Source organism: Nioella sediminis (genome assembly GCF_001879695.1).
In the GTDB taxonomy this organism is placed as follows: Bacteria; Pseudomonadota; Alphaproteobacteria; order Rhodobacterales; family Rhodobacteraceae; genus Nioella; species Nioella sediminis.
This window is the reverse complement of record NZ_MNBL01000083.1, coordinates 1-14,106: the sequence shown is the minus strand read 5'-3', so window position 1 is coordinate 14,106 and position 14,106 is coordinate 1. Positions and strand designations below refer to the sequence as shown.

The following is a 14,106-nucleotide window of genomic DNA, read 5'->3' as shown; positions in this document are numbered from 1 at the left end:
CCCGCGCGCACCCGCCATGTGCGTTCCAGAAGGCTGGGGTTTGCCGGGGCGCGTTCCGTCACCATCAGGTAATTGTGCTCGCGGTAGCCCCAGACGGTCGCGTTCTGCAGATGGGTTACATTGGGCAGGGCGGCCAGTTCCGCGACCGCCTGCGCCACCCAGTCCATCGCGTGGGCATTGCCGATCGTCAGGCGGCGCGACAGCAGCGATCCGCCCGCCTCACCCCCTTCATCCGCAATCATCACCCGAAGCCCCGCACGCGCGGCGGTCAGCGCGGCCATGAGCCCCGCCGGTCCTGCCCCCGCGATCAGCACGTCGCAATGGCCGTAGCGGGTTTCATAGTGGCCCTTTGCTGGCGGCTCCGGCGGCGCGGCGGCCAGCCCTGCGGCCTTGCGGATCGGGCGTTCGTAGAGGTGCCAGTTCGGCCATTTGAACGTCTTGTAATAGAAGCCCGCCGGGATGAAGCGGCTGGCGAGCTGGTTCACTGCGCCGAGGTCAAACTCCAGCGAGGGCCAGCAGTTCACCGCCTTCGCCGCCAGCCCCTCGGTCAGCGGCACGGTGGTGGCGGGGCGGTTGCCCGACGCATCCGCGCCCATCAGTTCCACGAGCGTCGCGGGTTCTTCTACCCCTGCGCCCACGATGCCGCGCGGGCGGTGATATTTGAAGCTGCGCGCGGTGAGCCTCACGCCATTGGCCAGCAGGGCCGAGGCCAGCGTGTCGCCCTGACACCCGGTATAGGGCTTGCCGTTGAAGGTGAAGGCGAGCGGCTTTGACCGGTCGATCCGGCCGCCCGTTGCCAGCCGGTTACCTCCCGTCATCCGGGGCCTCCACGATCTCATGGGTGCGCGTGTCGCGCCAGATGGGCAGCCATGTCCCGCAGCCGCGCACGTGCCACCATTGTTCCTGAACGGGGCCGAGCGGGTTGGGCACCTGCGTCAGCCACGCGGTCCAGTCTTCGTCGCTGACCGCCGACGGATCAGGACGCGGGGGCTTCACCGGCCCGCCGAAGGAGAACTCGCTTTCATTGCGCGGCCCGCAGAAGGGGCAGGGGATCTGCATCATTTGCCTGTCCTACCTCGCCGTCGTTGTGCCGGTTTCCATCACGTAATCGAGATGGCGGAAGCGGTTGATTCCGAAGGGTTCCATCAGCGGATGGGGCCGCCCGGTTGCCACCAGATGCGCCAGCGTCAGCCCCCCCGCCGGGATCGCCTTGTAGCCGCCCCACCACCCGGCGGTGACGAATAGCCCCGGCACGTCGGTTTCATCCTGAATGGGTGAGGCATCATGGGCGATATCCAGATGCCCGCCCCATTGGCGCAGGAATTTCAGCTTCTTGAACGAGGGGAAGAGCGACAGCATCGCGGACACCGTATCCTCGAACACCGTCTGCTTGATGTCGCGGCGAAAGCTCTGCCCCGGATCGGGCGCACCACCGATGACGAGCGAGCCCTTGTCCGATTGGCTGAGGTAGAAGCCCGCATCGGGGCAGTTCACGATCACGTCGACAAGCGGCTTCACCGGCTCCGACACGAAGGCGGTCAGGTTCATGGTGCGCAGGGGCAGTTTCAGCCCCACAGTTTCCGTCAGCGTCGTGGTATGGCCCGACACGGCCACGGCGACCTTGGGCGCGCGGATCACGCCACGCGGGGTTTCGACGCCTTCGATGCGCCCATCCGCACCGCGCAGAAGCTGCGTGACCGGCGTCTGCTGGTGGATCTCGCCCCCCATGGCGTCGATCGCGCGGGCATAGCCCCAGGCCACGGCATCGTGACGGTTGATCGCGGCATCGGTGTGGACGTAGCCGCCCACCACAGGCAGCCGCGCATCGGGGCCGCCCCCCGTCAGCGCCGGGATGCGGCGGCGGACCTCTGCCTCGGAAATCTGTTCGTAGGTGGAGCCGTAGATATCCATGATATGCTGGCGCCGCCTGCGGTCGCGCATCATCGGATAGTTCTGGATCACGTCGATCATGCTGCGCTTGGAATGCATCATGTTGAAGTTCAGTTCGCGCGTCATCGCCTCGTAGAGTGCGACCGATTTCACGTAGAAGGGGATCGACGCGTCGCGCATGTAGTTCGAGCGGATGGTGATCGTGTTGCGCGCGATATTGCCGCCGCCAAGCCAGCCGCGTTCCAGCACCGCGACATTGGTGATCCCATGTTCCTTCGCCAGATAGTAAGCCGTCGCCAGCCCATGCCCGCCCGCGCCGATGACGATCACGTCATAACGGTCCTTCAGGGGCGGACTGCGCCAGGCGGGGGCCCAGGTGGTGTGCCGGTTGATCCCGTGGCGCAACAGCGAAAAGGCGGAATAGCGTTGCATCACCCTAGCCCCTAGCGGTCGTTTCTTGAACTTCGCCGCTCCAGCCGCCCAAAAAGGCGCGACAGCGAGAAGCAGACGACGAAGTAGAAAGCGGCGGTGGTGATCCAGGCCTCGAAGATCATGCGGGAGGAGGCGACAAGCTCCACCGTTTTGTAGGTCAGCTCCTGCACGGAGATCAGCGAGATGATGGAGCTGTCCTTGATCAGCGTGATGAATTGGTTGGCCAGCGGTGGCACCACCTTTTTCAGCGCTTGCGGCAGCACGATATAACGCAGTTCCTGCCAGCGGCTCATGCCGATGGAGCGCGCGGCCTCGCGCTGGCCCTTGGGGATCGACTGGATGCCCGCGCGGATGATCTCACCCACGAAGGCGCTTTCGAACAGCGCCAGAACGATCACGCCGGAAATCAGCGAGGGGAAGCGGCGCATTTCGCCGAAGAAGAATTCCCACACGCCGTTGTTTTCCTGACGCGCGATGCCGCGCGCCCATCTTTCGAGGTTCAGGGCGTCAATCAGCTGCTGCGAGAGGAAGAAAAAGAAGATGAAGACCACGACAACGGGCGGGATGTTGCGCAGGAATTCCAGGTAGGTGCGCGCCAGCATCCGCACCGTCAGGTTGGATGAACATCGCGCGATGCCCAGGATCGTGCCGAGGATCAGCGCCAGAATGGACGCGTAGATCGAGATGCGGATCGTGGCGACAAGCCCCTGCAGAAGGATATTGGCGAAATACTCTTCACGGGTGGTGTGCCAGCCGACGATGTAATTGGGGATCAGGTGCCAGCGCCAAGAATAGTTCAGCGTCCCCTCGATGGTGAACCAGATATAGCTGAAGAACGCCATCAGGACGGCCAGGATCGCCCAATCGGGCCATCTGAATTTTCGAAAGAACCTGATCACGGTGCGGGCCTGCCTGACGAGGGGGAAGGGGCGGCGAAACCGCCCCCTCGCGTTTGGGTTTACTGTGCGACCTGATCGGCCCAGTCTTCGGTGGCGAACCAGTAGTCGTGGCGCTCTTCCAGCCAGCCAGACCGCCACTGTTGCGCGATCCAGTTGTTGAAGTAGTTCAGCGCATCCGGGTCGCCGCGACGCACGGCGAAGCCTTCGCCACGCGGGTCGAAAAGACTGTCGAAGGGCACGTAGAGCACATCGGGATGACGCCCGGCCTCACGGTTCGGGGTCGGCTGCGAGGCCATGGTTGCGTGCGCGTTGCCGTTCAGAACCTCCTGCGCGGCGGCACCGTCCTCATCGAACAGCAGCAGTTGCGCTTCGGGGAAGCGGTCGGCGATGACCACCGCGGGTGTGGCACCGCGGCGGGCCGCAAAGATCACGTCGGGAGAGTTCATATCCTCCATCGACATGCCCGCCGTCATCTCGCGGTTGGCAAGGATGGCAAGGCCCGAATAGGCATAAGGCTGGGTGAAGTTCACCGTCAGGTTCCGCTGTGCAGTCACCGACATGCCCGAGATGATCACGTCGAAATTGCCCGCCAGAAGCGCCGGGATGATGCCATCCCACGCGGTCGGCACGAATTCCACCTCGACGCCCATATCCTCGGCCAGTTGACGGCCTACGTCGAGTTCGAAGCCAATGAGGTCGCCATTCACATCGCGCATGGACCACGGCACGAAGAGCGACAGGCCGATGCGGATCACGCCCTCTTCCTGGATCTGGGTGATGACGCTTTCCGAGGTCAGCGCCTGCGACGCGCTTTGCGCCGCGGCGGGCAGTGCAACGCCCGTCGCCATGGCCGCGCCAAGGGCGGCCCCGAACAGTCTGCGTGTAATCGTCATGTCTTGTCTCCTTGTTGGATCATTAGGGACTTGGTGCTCTTGTTATTGGTCGACGGCGTATCTGCGTTCGAGATACGAGACGCCGACAGACAGGATCAGCGTGACCACCATGTAGACGGCGGCCACCGTGAACCAGATTTCGAAGCTCATGAATGTGTCGGAAATGATGTTGCGCCCGATGGTGGTCAGCTCCGCCACCGCGATCACGCTGACAATGGCAGAGCTTTTGATCAGATGCACCGCCTCGCCGGTCATCGGCGGCAACATGAAGCGCACGGATTGGGGCAGGATGATATAGCGATAGGTCTGGCCCGTGGTCATCCCGATGGATTTCGCGGCCTCCCACTGGCCCTTGTCCACGGCGTTGATGCCCGCGCGGAAGATCTCGGAAATCAGGGCGGAATGGAACACGGCCAGCGTCAGGATCGAGGCCCAGTAGCGGTCAAAGCCGAAGATGGGGCCAAGCACGTAGTAGAACAGGTAGAGCAGCACCAGAAGCGGGATGTTGCGGATCAGTTCGAGGAACCCGATCGACACGGCCGTGCCCATCACCAGCCCCGACAGCCGCAGAAGCGCGACCAGCAGGCCAAGGACGGTGGCAAGCGCAAAGGCGGTGGCAGACAGCTGGATGGTGGCGAACAGACCATAAACGATTTCGCCCAGTTGAAACCCGTCATCGGTGAAACTGTAGAGAAACTGGGGAACCCGGTGCCATTGCCAGTTGTAGCCCATGTTCTGCGCGCCGGTGAACGATCCGTAGATGATCAGCGCCATCACGGCGACATAGATCGCAATGGAGACTGCCGTGGACCCCAAGAACCGCTGAAAGGCCGGGCGTTGCGGCAGCGGCTGGCCCTTGAGGCCGGACAGGTCCGGGGCGCTCATCCCTAGTGCTCCAGTATCTGGTCGAGGAACAGGCGGCAGCGCTCGGAGGAAGGATTTGTGAAGAACCGGTCCGGCGGAGAGACCTCGACGATTTCTCCGGCTTCCATGAACACCATCGTGTCCGCCACCTTGCGGGCGAAGCCCATCTCGTGCGTCACCACGACCATGGTCATGCCGGATTGGGCCAGCTCGACCATGACGTCGAGCACCTCGTTGATCATTTCAGGGTCAAGGGCCGATGTCGGTTCATCAAACAGCATGATCCGCGTTTCCATGCAAAGCGAGCGGGCAATTGCCACGCGCTGCTGCTGGCCGCCGGAAAGCTGCGCGGGATACTTGTCGGCTTGCTCGGGGATGTGAACGCGGTCGAGATACTTGCGCGCGGTGGCCTCGGCCTGCGCGCGGCCCTGCCTGCGCACCTTCATCGGGCCGATCATCAGGTTTTCCAGAACTGTCAGGTGCGGAAACAGGTTGAACTGCTGGAAGACCATCCCGACTTCCTGCCGCAGCCTGCGCATGTCCTTGGATTGTTCGTGCACCTCGACGCCGTCGATGACCAATCGGCCGGAATTGTGCCATTCCAGCCCGTTAAAACAGCGGATGAGGGTGGACTTGCCCGACCCGGACGGGCCGCAGATCACCATTTTCTCACCTTGGTGGACTGTCAGGTTGACGTCTTTCAGCGCATGGAAATCGCCATAGAACTTGTCGAGATTCGCGACCTCGATGATTGGGTCGGACGCACCCGTCATGACAGGAAGGCCAAATCGGCGCCACCGACGGGCCACATGGCACCGCCCGGTCCGGCCACCCCCGATCCTGTGCAGTTCCACCGCATAAGCAATTCCCTAGCCCCTGAATCTGTTGCGCGTCGCTGAATAAGGTTGCGCGAGGCGCAATAATTCGTCAATAAAAAATGTAGCACGAATGTCGATTGCAATCGACGCGCACAGTTTTTGAGCACTGAAACCTGAAGGAGCGACCATGTCCGCCTGGATCAGAATGCTTTCGGATGACGAGGCCGACGCGCCCCTGAAAAAGGCCCTCGACTTCGCCCGGACGCCGCATGGCACCGTCGATAACGTGATGCGCGTGCATTCCCTGCGCCCCAGCACCATGAACGGACATGTGGTTCTGTATCGCGCCTGCCTGCATGATGACGGCAACACCGTGCCGATGTGGTTTCAGGAGGTCATCAGCTCGTATGTTTCGACGCTCAACGATTGCCCCTATTCCTACGCCAATCACTGGGCAAACGCCCGCCACCTGATCGGCGACGACGCTCGCGCGGACGTGGTCGAAAACGCCTTGCAGGCGCGTCGCCCGGAAGATGCGTTCGACGGGGCGGAACTGGCCGCATTGCATTACGCGGCGAAGCTGACGCTGTATCCCGGCAAGATCGAAAAGGCGGATGTGGACGCGCTGCGCGCCGCCGGATGGGATGACGGCGAGATCCTGGAGATCAACCAGATCGTCGGATATTTCAACTACGCCAACAGGTTGCTCAATGGGCTTGGGGTCACGACCGACGGCGACGTCGTGGGCTACTACAAGAAGGACTAGGGGCGCGGCGCATGCAGACAGAGGACCCACCCGGCAAGCTGATCGACAGAGCCATCGGTGCCTCGTTGAAAGAACTGCGCCGCCAACGGGGTCATTCCGCACGGTCCCTTGCCGATCTGTCGGGCGTCTCCGCAGCCATGATCAGCCGCATCGAAAACGGCCTCGTCTCTCCCTCCATCGGCACCCTCGCCGCCCTGGCCGAAGCGCTGGAGGTGCCGATTATCTCGCTGTTCCGAGAAGCCCAGACCGACCATACGGATTTCACGCTGGTGCGTCACGGCGAGGGCTTGAAATCGACCCGCATCACCGATGACCACCAGCACGAATACATCAACCTCGCCATCCATGCCCGCAAAGATCTGCGGTTTCAGGCAAGACGGGTGACCTTGCTGCGCGAAGGCGGCCCGCCCCCCACCTATGTCGGTCATGGCGTTGTTTTCGTTCAGGTGCTGGAAGGCGAAGCGGTCTATCGCTACGGGCAGCAGCACCTGACCCTGCGCGCGGGGGACAGCATCAGCGTGGATGCCGAGCTTAACCATGGCTTTGTCGAAGTCCTGACCCCAGAGTTCACCTTCCTGACCGTTCAGGCCGAAAGACCGTGAGGCCCTGACATGGCACGCCCCATCGACAACGATCTGACCGAAGGGGCCATATCAAGCCACTTCCGCACGCTCGCCATTCCCGGTGCTTTGGGGATGCTGTTCAATACGCTCTACAACATCGTCGACATGTATTTCGCCGGGCTGCTCGGGACCAGCGCACAGGCGGGCATCGCGCTTGGTTTTCAGGCGTTTCACATCGCCATGTCGTTCGGAGTCGGCCTTGGGGCAGCCATGGGCGCACTGGTCGGCAACGCGCTTGGGGCGCGCAACCGGCGTCAGGCCCGGCGCACCATCGCGCAAGGCATCGTCTACGGGGTGACAGCGGCTATTGTGCTCGGCCTTGCGGGGCTGTGGTATGGCCCGCTGATCATCCGGCTGGTGTCAGAGGCCGGGGCCTATCAGGACGCGGGCATTCGATATTTCCAGATCCTCTCGCTGGCCCTGCCCGGCTTTCTGGTGGCCTTCGGCTGCAACGGTGTCTTGCAGGCGCATGGCGACGGTCGGTCGATGCAGCGGGCGCTGATGGTGGCCTTCGTCGCCAATATCGGCCTGAACCCGCTGTTCATCTATGGCATTCCCGGCCTCTGGTCCGGCATTGGCTTCGACGGGTTGGCGGTTTCAACCGTGGTCAGCCAGACCGGGGTGATGCTCTACATGCTGCGGCAGGTCTTTCGCCTGCGCACCATGGCGCGGCTGAGGGCACGCAACTTTCGCCCGCGCGCCGACCGCTTCCGCGAGATCTCGCTCCAGACGCTGCCAACGGCCACCTCGATGCTGGTGATGTTCCTGTCCGGCTTCGTCGTGCAATACGCGCTGAAAGGGTTTGGCGAACATGCCGTGGCGGGCTTCGGGCTCGGGATCAGGCTGGAACAGATCCTGCTGCTGCCGGTCTTCGGCGTGACCGGTGCGCTTCTGCCAATAGCCTCGCAGAATTTCGGCGCAGGGGATTACGAGCGTGTCAGGGAAGCGCTGCGCTTTTGCTGGAAGGTCGGCTTCATCATGACCGCCACGGCCGCACCCATCCTGTGGTTTTTCGGCAGCGCCATCCTGTCGGTCTTCACCGATGACCCCGAGGTGATCCGGGTCGGCACCATCTATCTGCGCATCGACGGGGTGATCCTGCCCGTCTACATGATGCTGTTCTCCATCAACGGGCTGCTTCAGGCGCTCAAGCGCCCCATGGCAACAGTCTGGATCAGCCTCTACCGCCAGGGGTTCGGCATCGCCTTTTTCATATGGCTGTTCGTCGGCGTCTGGGGCTTTGACGAGCACGGCGTCTGGTTCGGCGTGGCCTGTGCGGTGATCTCGGGCCTTGGCCTGTCGCTATGGATCGCAAGCCGCGTGGCCGCGCAGGAAATGGGCGGGCTGTGGCGCGGTCCCGCGAAGCGGGAGCCGGTGACATAAGCGCCACCGCCCCGCTTCGTCCGCCTGTCTGGCCCCGAGGCGACGCAGCCCCTCAGACGCCCGGCCGCTGCTTCTTGCGGAACGCTTCCTGACCGCTGCGCGCGGCCCGCACGCCTTCCCGCTCGGACACCTCTGGCACGCCCACATACCAATCGGCCCCGCCCGGTGTCCACGCATGGGCATCCGAAGCGATGGTCAGAACCGTGGTCCGGTCGGTTCCCTGCGCCCAGTCCATTGCGGCCTCCAGATCGGCGAGGCTGTCGCAATGGCGCGCATAGGCCCCCATGGATTCGGCGTGCTTGGCAAAGTCGACATGGAGCGGATCGTCCCTGTTCAGAACCCGCGAATCCTTGAGCAGGTTGTTGAAGCCCGCCCCGCCCATGCCGGTTTGCAGCCGGTTGATGACGCCGAACCCGCCATTGTCGCAGACCACGACGATCATCTTGTGGCCCGACAGGACCGAAGAGTAGATGTCGGAATTCATCATCATGTAGGACCCGTCGCCGACCATGACGATCGGGGTGCCCTCGCCACCCTTGGCCATCGCATGACCCCAGGCCCCGGCGATCTCGTACCCCATGCAGGAAAAACCGAACTCGCAATCAAACGTGTTGGGGCTTTTCACCCGCCAGTTCTTGACCGTCTCGCCCGGCAGGCCGCCCGCTGCCGTCACCATCGTATCCTCGGGTCTGGCCATCTTGTTCACCACCGCGATGACCTGCGCGTAGCTGGGGGGCGTTGTGTTGGTCGGGGCCTGGCCCTCGTCCAGCATCCGGTTCCAATCGGCATAGAGCCGCTGCGCATCCGCCATACGGGCCGGATCGCAGGCCCAATCCCCTAGTGCAGCATCCAGATCGGCGAGCGCTTCGAGAGCATCGCCCACAACCGGCAGCGACCGGTGCTTCAGCGCATCGAAACGCGCCGCGTTGATATTGATGAACCGGGTATCGTCGCCGAAGGTGGTCCAGGATCCGGTGGTGAAATCCTGCAATCGCGTTCCGACCGCGATCACCACATCGGCGTTTTCAGCAAGCGCCTTTGCCGCATCGGTGCCTTCAATCCCCAACGGGCCGACATATGCGGGATGATCGTGCACCACCGCCCCCTTGCCCGCGATGGTTTCCGCCATCGGAATGCCGCGGGCCGTTGCGAACTCCGCCAGCGCGGCGCCTGCACCAGAATAGCGCACCCCGCCCCCCGAGATGATCAGCGGTGCCTTTGCGGTGCGCAACAGCTCCGCCGCTGCCGCGACCTGATCGCGCGACGGGCGCGGGCGCGGGATCGTCCACAGCCGTTCCTCGAAGAATGCCACCGGATAGTCATAGGCCAGTTCCTGCGTATCCTGCGGCAGGCCAATGAAGGCCGGGCCGCAATCCGCCGGGTCCAGCATGGTGGCAATGGCCTGTGGCAGCGACGACAGGATCTGCGCGGGATGGGTGATCCGGTCCCAATACCGGCTGACCGGCTTGAAGCCATCATTCACGGTCGTCGTGGGATTTCCGAAATGCTCCACCTGCTGCAACACCGGATCCGGCAGGCGGTTGGTGTAGGTATCGCCAGCCAGCAACAGCAATGGCAGGCGGTTGGCATGGGCCACACCTGCGGCGGTGATCATGTTGGTGGCACCAGGCCCAACCGAGGAGGTTGCAATCATGATCTGCCGCCGCAGCATGGCCTTGCCGTAACCGATCGCCGCAAGCGCCATGGATTGCTCGTTCTGGCCACGCCAAGTCGGCAGCCGGTCCTGCACCGTCTCCAGCGCCTCTGCCAGACAGGTCACATTGCCATGGCCGAATATGCCGAACACCCCCGCAAAAAGCGGCACGCGCTCGCCCTCGATTTCCGTGAACTGGTTGCAAAGATAGCGGACCAGGGCCTGCGCCATGGTCAGACGAACCGTTTCGTGGGGCATGCCGCTTCCTCCTGCGATGCTTTTCGACAGTTTATGAAGTGTGCATTGCAATTGCAATAGCTGCGCAATATTCATTGCAGATAATCTGCACCCCGATGAACAGCACACAGGAGATACGATCTTCCCGCTGTTCTTTCAGTCCGGTGGCAAGGACTTGGATCTGTTGCTGTGCCATGCCGCCATATTTGCTCTTGTATCTGTAAAAGGTGCCCTGGCTGATCTCATGGCGCCTGCACAAATCATCAGTCTTCTCGTCAACTTCCTGCTTCTTGATCTTCGCAGTGATCTGTTCGTCGGCGAGGCTCGGCTTCATTTGTCCGTCCTTTTGTTGGGCGGACTCTACACATAACGGGAGGAAATTCAGGAGCTCAGGTCGCCTTCTCGGAGAAACGTAAAAAGCCCCCCGGCTCTCACCGAGGGGCTTCTAATTTCTTAACCGGAAAGGCCGTTTTTACAGACCGGTCGATACGTCGATCGTGTTGCCCTCTTCGAGGGTCACATAGGCCTTCTTCACGTCCTTCCGCTTGCCGAGCTGGCCGCGGAACCGCTTGGTTTTACCCTTGGTGATGGTGGTGTTGACCGCCTTCACCTTCACGCCGAAGAGGTTTTCCACCGCTTCCTTGATCTGGGGTTTGTTCGCGTCAATCGCCACCTCAAATACAACCGCGCCATTCTCAGATGCCATGGTCGACTTTTCGGTGATGACCGGCTTGCGGATCACGTCGTAATGTTCTGCCTTCGCGCTCATTTCAGTCGAGCCTCCAGTGCTTCGACACCCGCCTTGGTGATCACAAGAGTATCACGCTTGAGGATGTCATAGACGTTTGCGCCCATGGTCGGCAGCACATCGAGACCTTCGATGTTGCGGGCCGCCTTGGCGAAGTTTTCGTCCACGGATGCGCCGTCGATGATCAGCGCGCGCTTCCAGCCCAGTTCCTTGACCTGGCGAGCCAGGGCCGAGGTCTTGGGGGCGTCGAGCGCGATGCTGTCCAGAACGACCAGCTCACCCGCTGCCGCCTTGGCGGACAGGGCGTGACGCAGGCCGAGCTTGCGGAACTTCTTCGGCAGGTCGTGGCCGTGGCTACGCGGGGTCGGGCCCTTGTAGACACCACCCTTGCGGAAGATCGGCGCGTTCCGGTCACCATGGCGTGCGCCACCGGTGCCCTTCTGGCGGTAGATCTTCTTGGTCGAATAGCTGGTTTCCGACCGGGTCTTCACCTTGTGGGTGCCGGCCTGGGCATTGTTGCGCTGCCAGCGAACGACGCGGTGCAGGATGTCGGCGCGGGGTTCCAGACCGAAGAGCGCTTCGTCCAGATCCACGGTACCGGCAGAACCGCCATCGAGCTTGATTACATCAAGTTTCATTCTTCCGCTCCCTCAACCGGAGCCTCAACGGGGGCTTCTTCCACGGCGGCCGATTTCACGGCGGCGGGGAAGGGAACACCCTCGGGCAGTTTCTTCTTCACGGCATCCTTGATGGTGACCCAGCCACCCTTCGAGCCCGGCACGGCGCCCTTGACCATGATCAGACCACGGTCTGCATCGGTCCGGACAACTTCCAGGTTCTGGGTGGTGACGCGCACGGCGCCCATATGGCCGGCCATCTTCTTGCCCTTGAACACGCGGCCCGGGTCCTGACACTGACCGGTGGAGCCGTGCGAACGGTGGCTGATCGACACACCGTGCGAGGCGCGCAGACCACCAAAGTTGTGCCGCTTCATGGCACCGGCGAAGCCTTTACCGATCGAGGTGCCGGACACGTCGACCTTCTGGCCTTCCAGGAAGTGTTCGGCCGACAGTTCGGCACCCACTTCGATCAGGTTGTCCGGGGTCACGCGGAATTCGGCCAGCTTGCGCTTGGGAGCCACGCCGTTACCGGCGAAGTGGCCGCGCATGGCCTTGGAAACACGCTTGACCTTCGGGGTGCCCGCGCCGAGCTGAACGGCCGAATAGCCATCCTTCTCAGAAGTGCGCTGCGACACGACCTGCAGGTTGTCGAGTTGAAGAACGGTCACAGGGATCTGCTTGCCGTCTTCCATGAACAGGCGGGTCATGCCCACCTTCTTGGCGATCAATCCAGAGCGCATCTTGTTGCCCTCCTTAGACCGAAATCTGAACGTCGACGCCGGCAGCGAGGTCGAGCTTCATCAGCGCGTCCACGGTCTGCGGGGTCGGATCGACGATGTCGAGCAGGCGCTTGTGGGTACGGATTTCCCACTGGTCACGGCTCTTCTTGTCGACGTGGGGGCCACGGAGAACCGTGAATTTCTCGATCTTGTTCGGCAGCGGGATCGGTCCGCGAACTTGCGCGCCGGTCCGCTTGGCGGTGTTGACGATCTCTTGCGTGGAAGCATCCAGCACGCGATAGTCAAACGCCTTGAGCCGGATACGAATGTTCTGACTTTGCATGTCATTCGCCCTTTCAGGCTTATTGGAGTTGATAGGACGACCGGCGGCTCATTCCCCCGGCCCTCTTCGAACTCAAAAAGCGGGACCGAATCCCGCTTCTCAAGCAGTCCGCTATCTGCGAACCCGCGCGCTATACGCGGGATAGGGTGGTGGGGCAAGGGGAAAGTTGGGGATTTCCACCCACCTTCTGTTGACCAACCAGTTGCAAGTACCGGGCGCGGAATAAAGGCGAAGCCGCCGCGCATTGCCGACGCGCCCCGACTCAATAAGTAGCTTCCAATCGCCTGCGAAACATCGCCCAGACTTCACATTGTTAAAAATGCCTGGAACAATTTGAGAACATTATTGTTGAATTGTGCTTGCGCAATGCTCACATTGTCATGAGTAACAGGTTTGGAGGTACCCTATGGCGAAATGTACTGCGCCACGGCAAGGACACCGTACGGCGAGTGGGCGCGCAGCCTGCCCTGCTTGTGGTGGTGGATCTCGCGGTTTCGGTGGATTTGGCAGCCACAGCTACTACTCGGCACCCAGGTCTTTAGGGCCGAGTTTGAGCGGCAGTTCCAAATTGGGGGCGCGGACCGGGAGTAATAGGCCCAGCTGGTCTCCATCAGGTTCCAGCGTGAACTATACTCCTTCTGAAGTAAGGGCGCTTACTCCGATCCGGCGTAGCGTTGAAGTTCGTTCACCACTAAATGACAATCGGGACGTCTTTCTTTGCCATGCCTGGGATGATCGTAGCGGAGCGGCCAGAGAGCTTCATGATCATTTGGAAGAGCGAGGAGTCTCTGTTTGGTTTAGCGAAAAAGACGTACTGCTAGGCACACCGCTGCTGCGCGAAATCGACAAAGGTCTTGCAAAATCCCGGGTCGGTATTGTGCTCGTCACTCCTGCCTTTATCAAACGCATTCAAGGGGAAGGCATTGCCGACAAAGAGCTTTCAGTACTTCTGGCGCGAGATCTGCTGGTTCCGATCGTCCATGACACAACCTACGAAGAGCTTCGGGAAGTCAGCCCTTTACTCGGCTCCCGAACTGGATTGAGCACGGAAGAAGAACCAATGAGAGACGTTGCTATTAAGATTTCAGAGTTGATCACAATCTAGTCAGATCCATTGCGAGTTAGATGGAATCACTCGTTCACAAAAAAGGCCCGCTCATTTGAGCGGGCCTTTCCGTTAGTCCTGGTGATCCGGTCGCTTATGCGAGGATCTTCGA

Annotated in this window: 17 protein-coding genes; 4 read left to right on the top strand and 13 right to left on the bottom strand. The window is 61.8% G+C overall.

Features of this window, described 5'->3' with window-relative positions; all coding sequences use genetic code 11:
• The 7 genes from BKY26_RS11150 to BKY26_RS11120 form a co-directional block, all read right to left on the bottom strand.
• A partial coding sequence (locus tag BKY26_RS11150) for a 2Fe-2S iron-sulfur cluster-binding protein (RefSeq protein ID WP_131541839.1) occupies positions 1 to 818 on the bottom strand: 818 nt, incomplete at its 3' end.
• On the bottom strand, positions 805 to 1,062 hold the full coding sequence (locus BKY26_RS11145; RefSeq protein WP_071690466.1) for a sarcosine oxidase subunit delta: 258 nt from the start codon (positions 1,060 to 1,062) through the stop codon (positions 805 to 807). The genes BKY26_RS11150 and BKY26_RS11145, both read right to left, overlap by 14 nt.
• 9 nt (positions 1,063 to 1,071) lie before the next feature.
• Positions 1,072 to 2,322, bottom strand: coding sequence for an FAD-dependent oxidoreductase (locus BKY26_RS11140; protein WP_071690465.1), 1,251 nt, complete (start codon positions 2,320 to 2,322; stop codon positions 1,072 to 1,074).
• 11 nt (positions 2,323 to 2,333) lie between these two features.
• On the bottom strand, positions 2,334 to 3,164 hold the full coding sequence (locus BKY26_RS11135; protein WP_071690468.1) for an amino acid ABC transporter permease: 831 nt from the start codon (positions 3,162 to 3,164) through the stop codon (positions 2,334 to 2,336).
• A gap of 116 nt (positions 3,165 to 3,280) precedes the next feature.
• On the bottom strand, positions 3,281 to 4,114 hold the full coding sequence (locus tag BKY26_RS11130; protein ID WP_071690464.1) for a transporter substrate-binding domain-containing protein: 834 nt from the start codon (positions 4,112 to 4,114) through the stop codon (positions 3,281 to 3,283).
• Between the two features lie 42 nt (positions 4,115 to 4,156).
• Positions 4,157 to 4,999: an amino acid ABC transporter permease gene (locus BKY26_RS11125; RefSeq protein WP_071690463.1), complete on the bottom strand. Its 843-nt coding sequence runs from the start codon at positions 4,997 to 4,999 to the stop codon at positions 4,157 to 4,159.
• A 2-nt stretch (positions 5,000 to 5,001) separates the two neighbouring features.
• Positions 5,002 to 5,751 (bottom strand): amino acid ABC transporter ATP-binding protein, encoded by a 750-nt coding sequence (locus tag BKY26_RS11120; protein ID WP_071690467.1) that lies wholly within the window; start codon positions 5,749 to 5,751, stop codon positions 5,002 to 5,004.
• 232 nt (positions 5,752 to 5,983) lie between these two features.
• Here BKY26_RS11120 and BKY26_RS11115 point away from each other — a divergent pair, with 232 nt between their 5' ends.
• The 3 genes from BKY26_RS11115 to BKY26_RS11105 are packed head-to-tail and all read left to right on the top strand — an operon-like array spanning position 5,984 to position 8,568.
• Positions 5,984 to 6,562, top strand: coding sequence for a carboxymuconolactone decarboxylase family protein (locus tag BKY26_RS11115; RefSeq protein ID WP_071690462.1), 579 nt, complete (start codon positions 5,984 to 5,986; stop codon positions 6,560 to 6,562).
• Positions 6,563 to 6,573: 11 nt separating this feature from the next.
• A complete protein-coding gene (locus BKY26_RS11110) occupies positions 6,574 to 7,164 on the top strand; it encodes a helix-turn-helix domain-containing protein (RefSeq protein WP_071690461.1) in 591 nt (196 codons plus the stop codon).
• Between the two features lie 9 nt (positions 7,165 to 7,173).
• Positions 7,174 to 8,568 (top strand): MATE family efflux transporter, encoded by a 1,395-nt coding sequence (locus tag BKY26_RS11105; protein ID WP_071690460.1) that lies wholly within the window; start codon positions 7,174 to 7,176, stop codon positions 8,566 to 8,568.
• A gap of 52 nt (positions 8,569 to 8,620) precedes the next feature.
• On the opposite strand, the gene iolD is transcribed toward BKY26_RS11105, so the two are convergent.
• The 6 genes from iolD to rpsJ form a co-directional block, all read right to left on the bottom strand.
• Complete coding sequence (iolD, locus tag BKY26_RS11100) at positions 8,621 to 10,480, bottom strand: 3D-(3,5/4)-trihydroxycyclohexane-1,2-dione acylhydrolase (decyclizing) (RefSeq protein ID WP_071690459.1); 1,860 nt, start codon at positions 10,478 to 10,480, stop codon at positions 8,621 to 8,623.
• Between the two features lie 31 nt (positions 10,481 to 10,511).
• A complete protein-coding gene (locus BKY26_RS20790) occupies positions 10,512 to 10,793 on the bottom strand; it encodes a transposase (RefSeq protein ID WP_071690458.1) in 282 nt (93 codons plus the stop codon).
• 138 nt (positions 10,794 to 10,931) lie between these two features.
• Positions 10,932 to 11,228, bottom strand: a complete 297-nt coding sequence (locus BKY26_RS11090; RefSeq protein ID WP_071690457.1) for a 50S ribosomal protein L23 — start codon at positions 11,226 to 11,228, stop codon at positions 10,932 to 10,934.
• Complete coding sequence (gene rplD / locus BKY26_RS11085) at positions 11,225 to 11,845, bottom strand: 50S ribosomal protein L4 (RefSeq protein WP_071690456.1); 621 nt, start codon at positions 11,843 to 11,845, stop codon at positions 11,225 to 11,227. Before rplD ends, BKY26_RS11090 begins: the two co-directional genes overlap by 4 nt.
• On the bottom strand, positions 11,842 to 12,567 hold the full coding sequence (gene rplC, locus BKY26_RS11080) for a 50S ribosomal protein L3 (protein WP_071690455.1): 726 nt from the start codon (positions 12,565 to 12,567) through the stop codon (positions 11,842 to 11,844). The genes rplD and rplC overlap by 4 nt, the downstream gene beginning before the upstream one ends.
• A gap of 13 nt (positions 12,568 to 12,580) precedes the next feature.
• A complete protein-coding gene (gene rpsJ, locus BKY26_RS11075; RefSeq protein ID WP_035248435.1) occupies positions 12,581 to 12,889 on the bottom strand; it encodes a 30S ribosomal protein S10 in 309 nt (102 codons plus the stop codon).
• A gap of 622 nt (positions 12,890 to 13,511) precedes the next feature.
• Between rpsJ and BKY26_RS11070 the strand changes: the two genes are divergently transcribed.
• On the top strand, positions 13,512 to 13,994 hold the full coding sequence (locus BKY26_RS11070) for a toll/interleukin-1 receptor domain-containing protein (RefSeq protein WP_227435005.1): 483 nt from the start codon (positions 13,512 to 13,514) through the stop codon (positions 13,992 to 13,994).
• The last annotated feature ends 112 nt before the right edge of the window (positions 13,995 to 14,106 follow it).

Excerpts from the sequence above, each read along its gene's own strand:
- BKY26_RS11145 (WP_071690466.1), bottom strand. The coding sequence starts at position 1,062 with ATGATGCAGATCCCCTGCCCCTTCTGCGGGCCGCGCAATGAAAGCGAG.
- BKY26_RS11140 (WP_071690465.1), bottom strand. The coding sequence starts at position 2,322 with ATGCAACGCTATTCCGCCTTTTCGCTGTTGCGCCACGGGATCAACCGG.
- BKY26_RS11135 (WP_071690468.1), bottom strand. The coding sequence starts at position 3,164 with ATGGCGTTCTTCAGCTATATCTGGTTCACCATCGAGGGGACGCTGAAC.
- BKY26_RS11130 (WP_071690464.1), bottom strand. The coding sequence starts at position 4,114 with ATGACGATTACACGCAGACTGTTCGGGGCCGCCCTTGGCGCGGCCATG.
- BKY26_RS11125 (WP_071690463.1), bottom strand. The coding sequence starts at position 4,999 with ATGAGCGCCCCGGACCTGTCCGGCCTCAAGGGCCAGCCGCTGCCGCAA.
- BKY26_RS11120 (WP_071690467.1), bottom strand. The coding sequence starts at position 5,751 with ATGACGGGTGCGTCCGACCCAATCATCGAGGTCGCGAATCTCGACAAG.
- BKY26_RS11115 (WP_071690462.1), top strand. The coding sequence starts at position 5,984 with ATGTCCGCCTGGATCAGAATGCTTTCGGATGACGAGGCCGACGCGCCC.
- BKY26_RS11110 (WP_071690461.1), top strand. The coding sequence starts at position 6,574 with ATGCAGACAGAGGACCCACCCGGCAAGCTGATCGACAGAGCCATCGGT.
- BKY26_RS11105 (WP_071690460.1), top strand. The coding sequence starts at position 7,174 with ATGGCACGCCCCATCGACAACGATCTGACCGAAGGGGCCATATCAAGC.
- iolD (WP_071690459.1), bottom strand. The coding sequence starts at position 10,480 with ATGCCCCACGAAACGGTTCGTCTGACCATGGCGCAGGCCCTGGTCCGC.
- BKY26_RS20790 (WP_071690458.1), bottom strand. The coding sequence starts at position 10,793 with ATGAAGCCGAGCCTCGCCGACGAACAGATCACTGCGAAGATCAAGAAG.
- BKY26_RS11090 (WP_071690457.1), bottom strand. The coding sequence starts at position 11,228 with ATGAGCGCGAAGGCAGAACATTACGACGTGATCCGCAAGCCGGTCATC.
- rplD (WP_071690456.1), bottom strand. The coding sequence starts at position 11,845 with ATGAAACTTGATGTAATCAAGCTCGATGGCGGTTCTGCCGGTACCGTG.
- rplC (WP_071690455.1), bottom strand. The coding sequence starts at position 12,567 with ATGCGCTCTGGATTGATCGCCAAGAAGGTGGGCATGACCCGCCTGTTC.
- rpsJ (WP_035248435.1), bottom strand. The coding sequence starts at position 12,889 with ATGCAAAGTCAGAACATTCGTATCCGGCTCAAGGCGTTTGACTATCGC.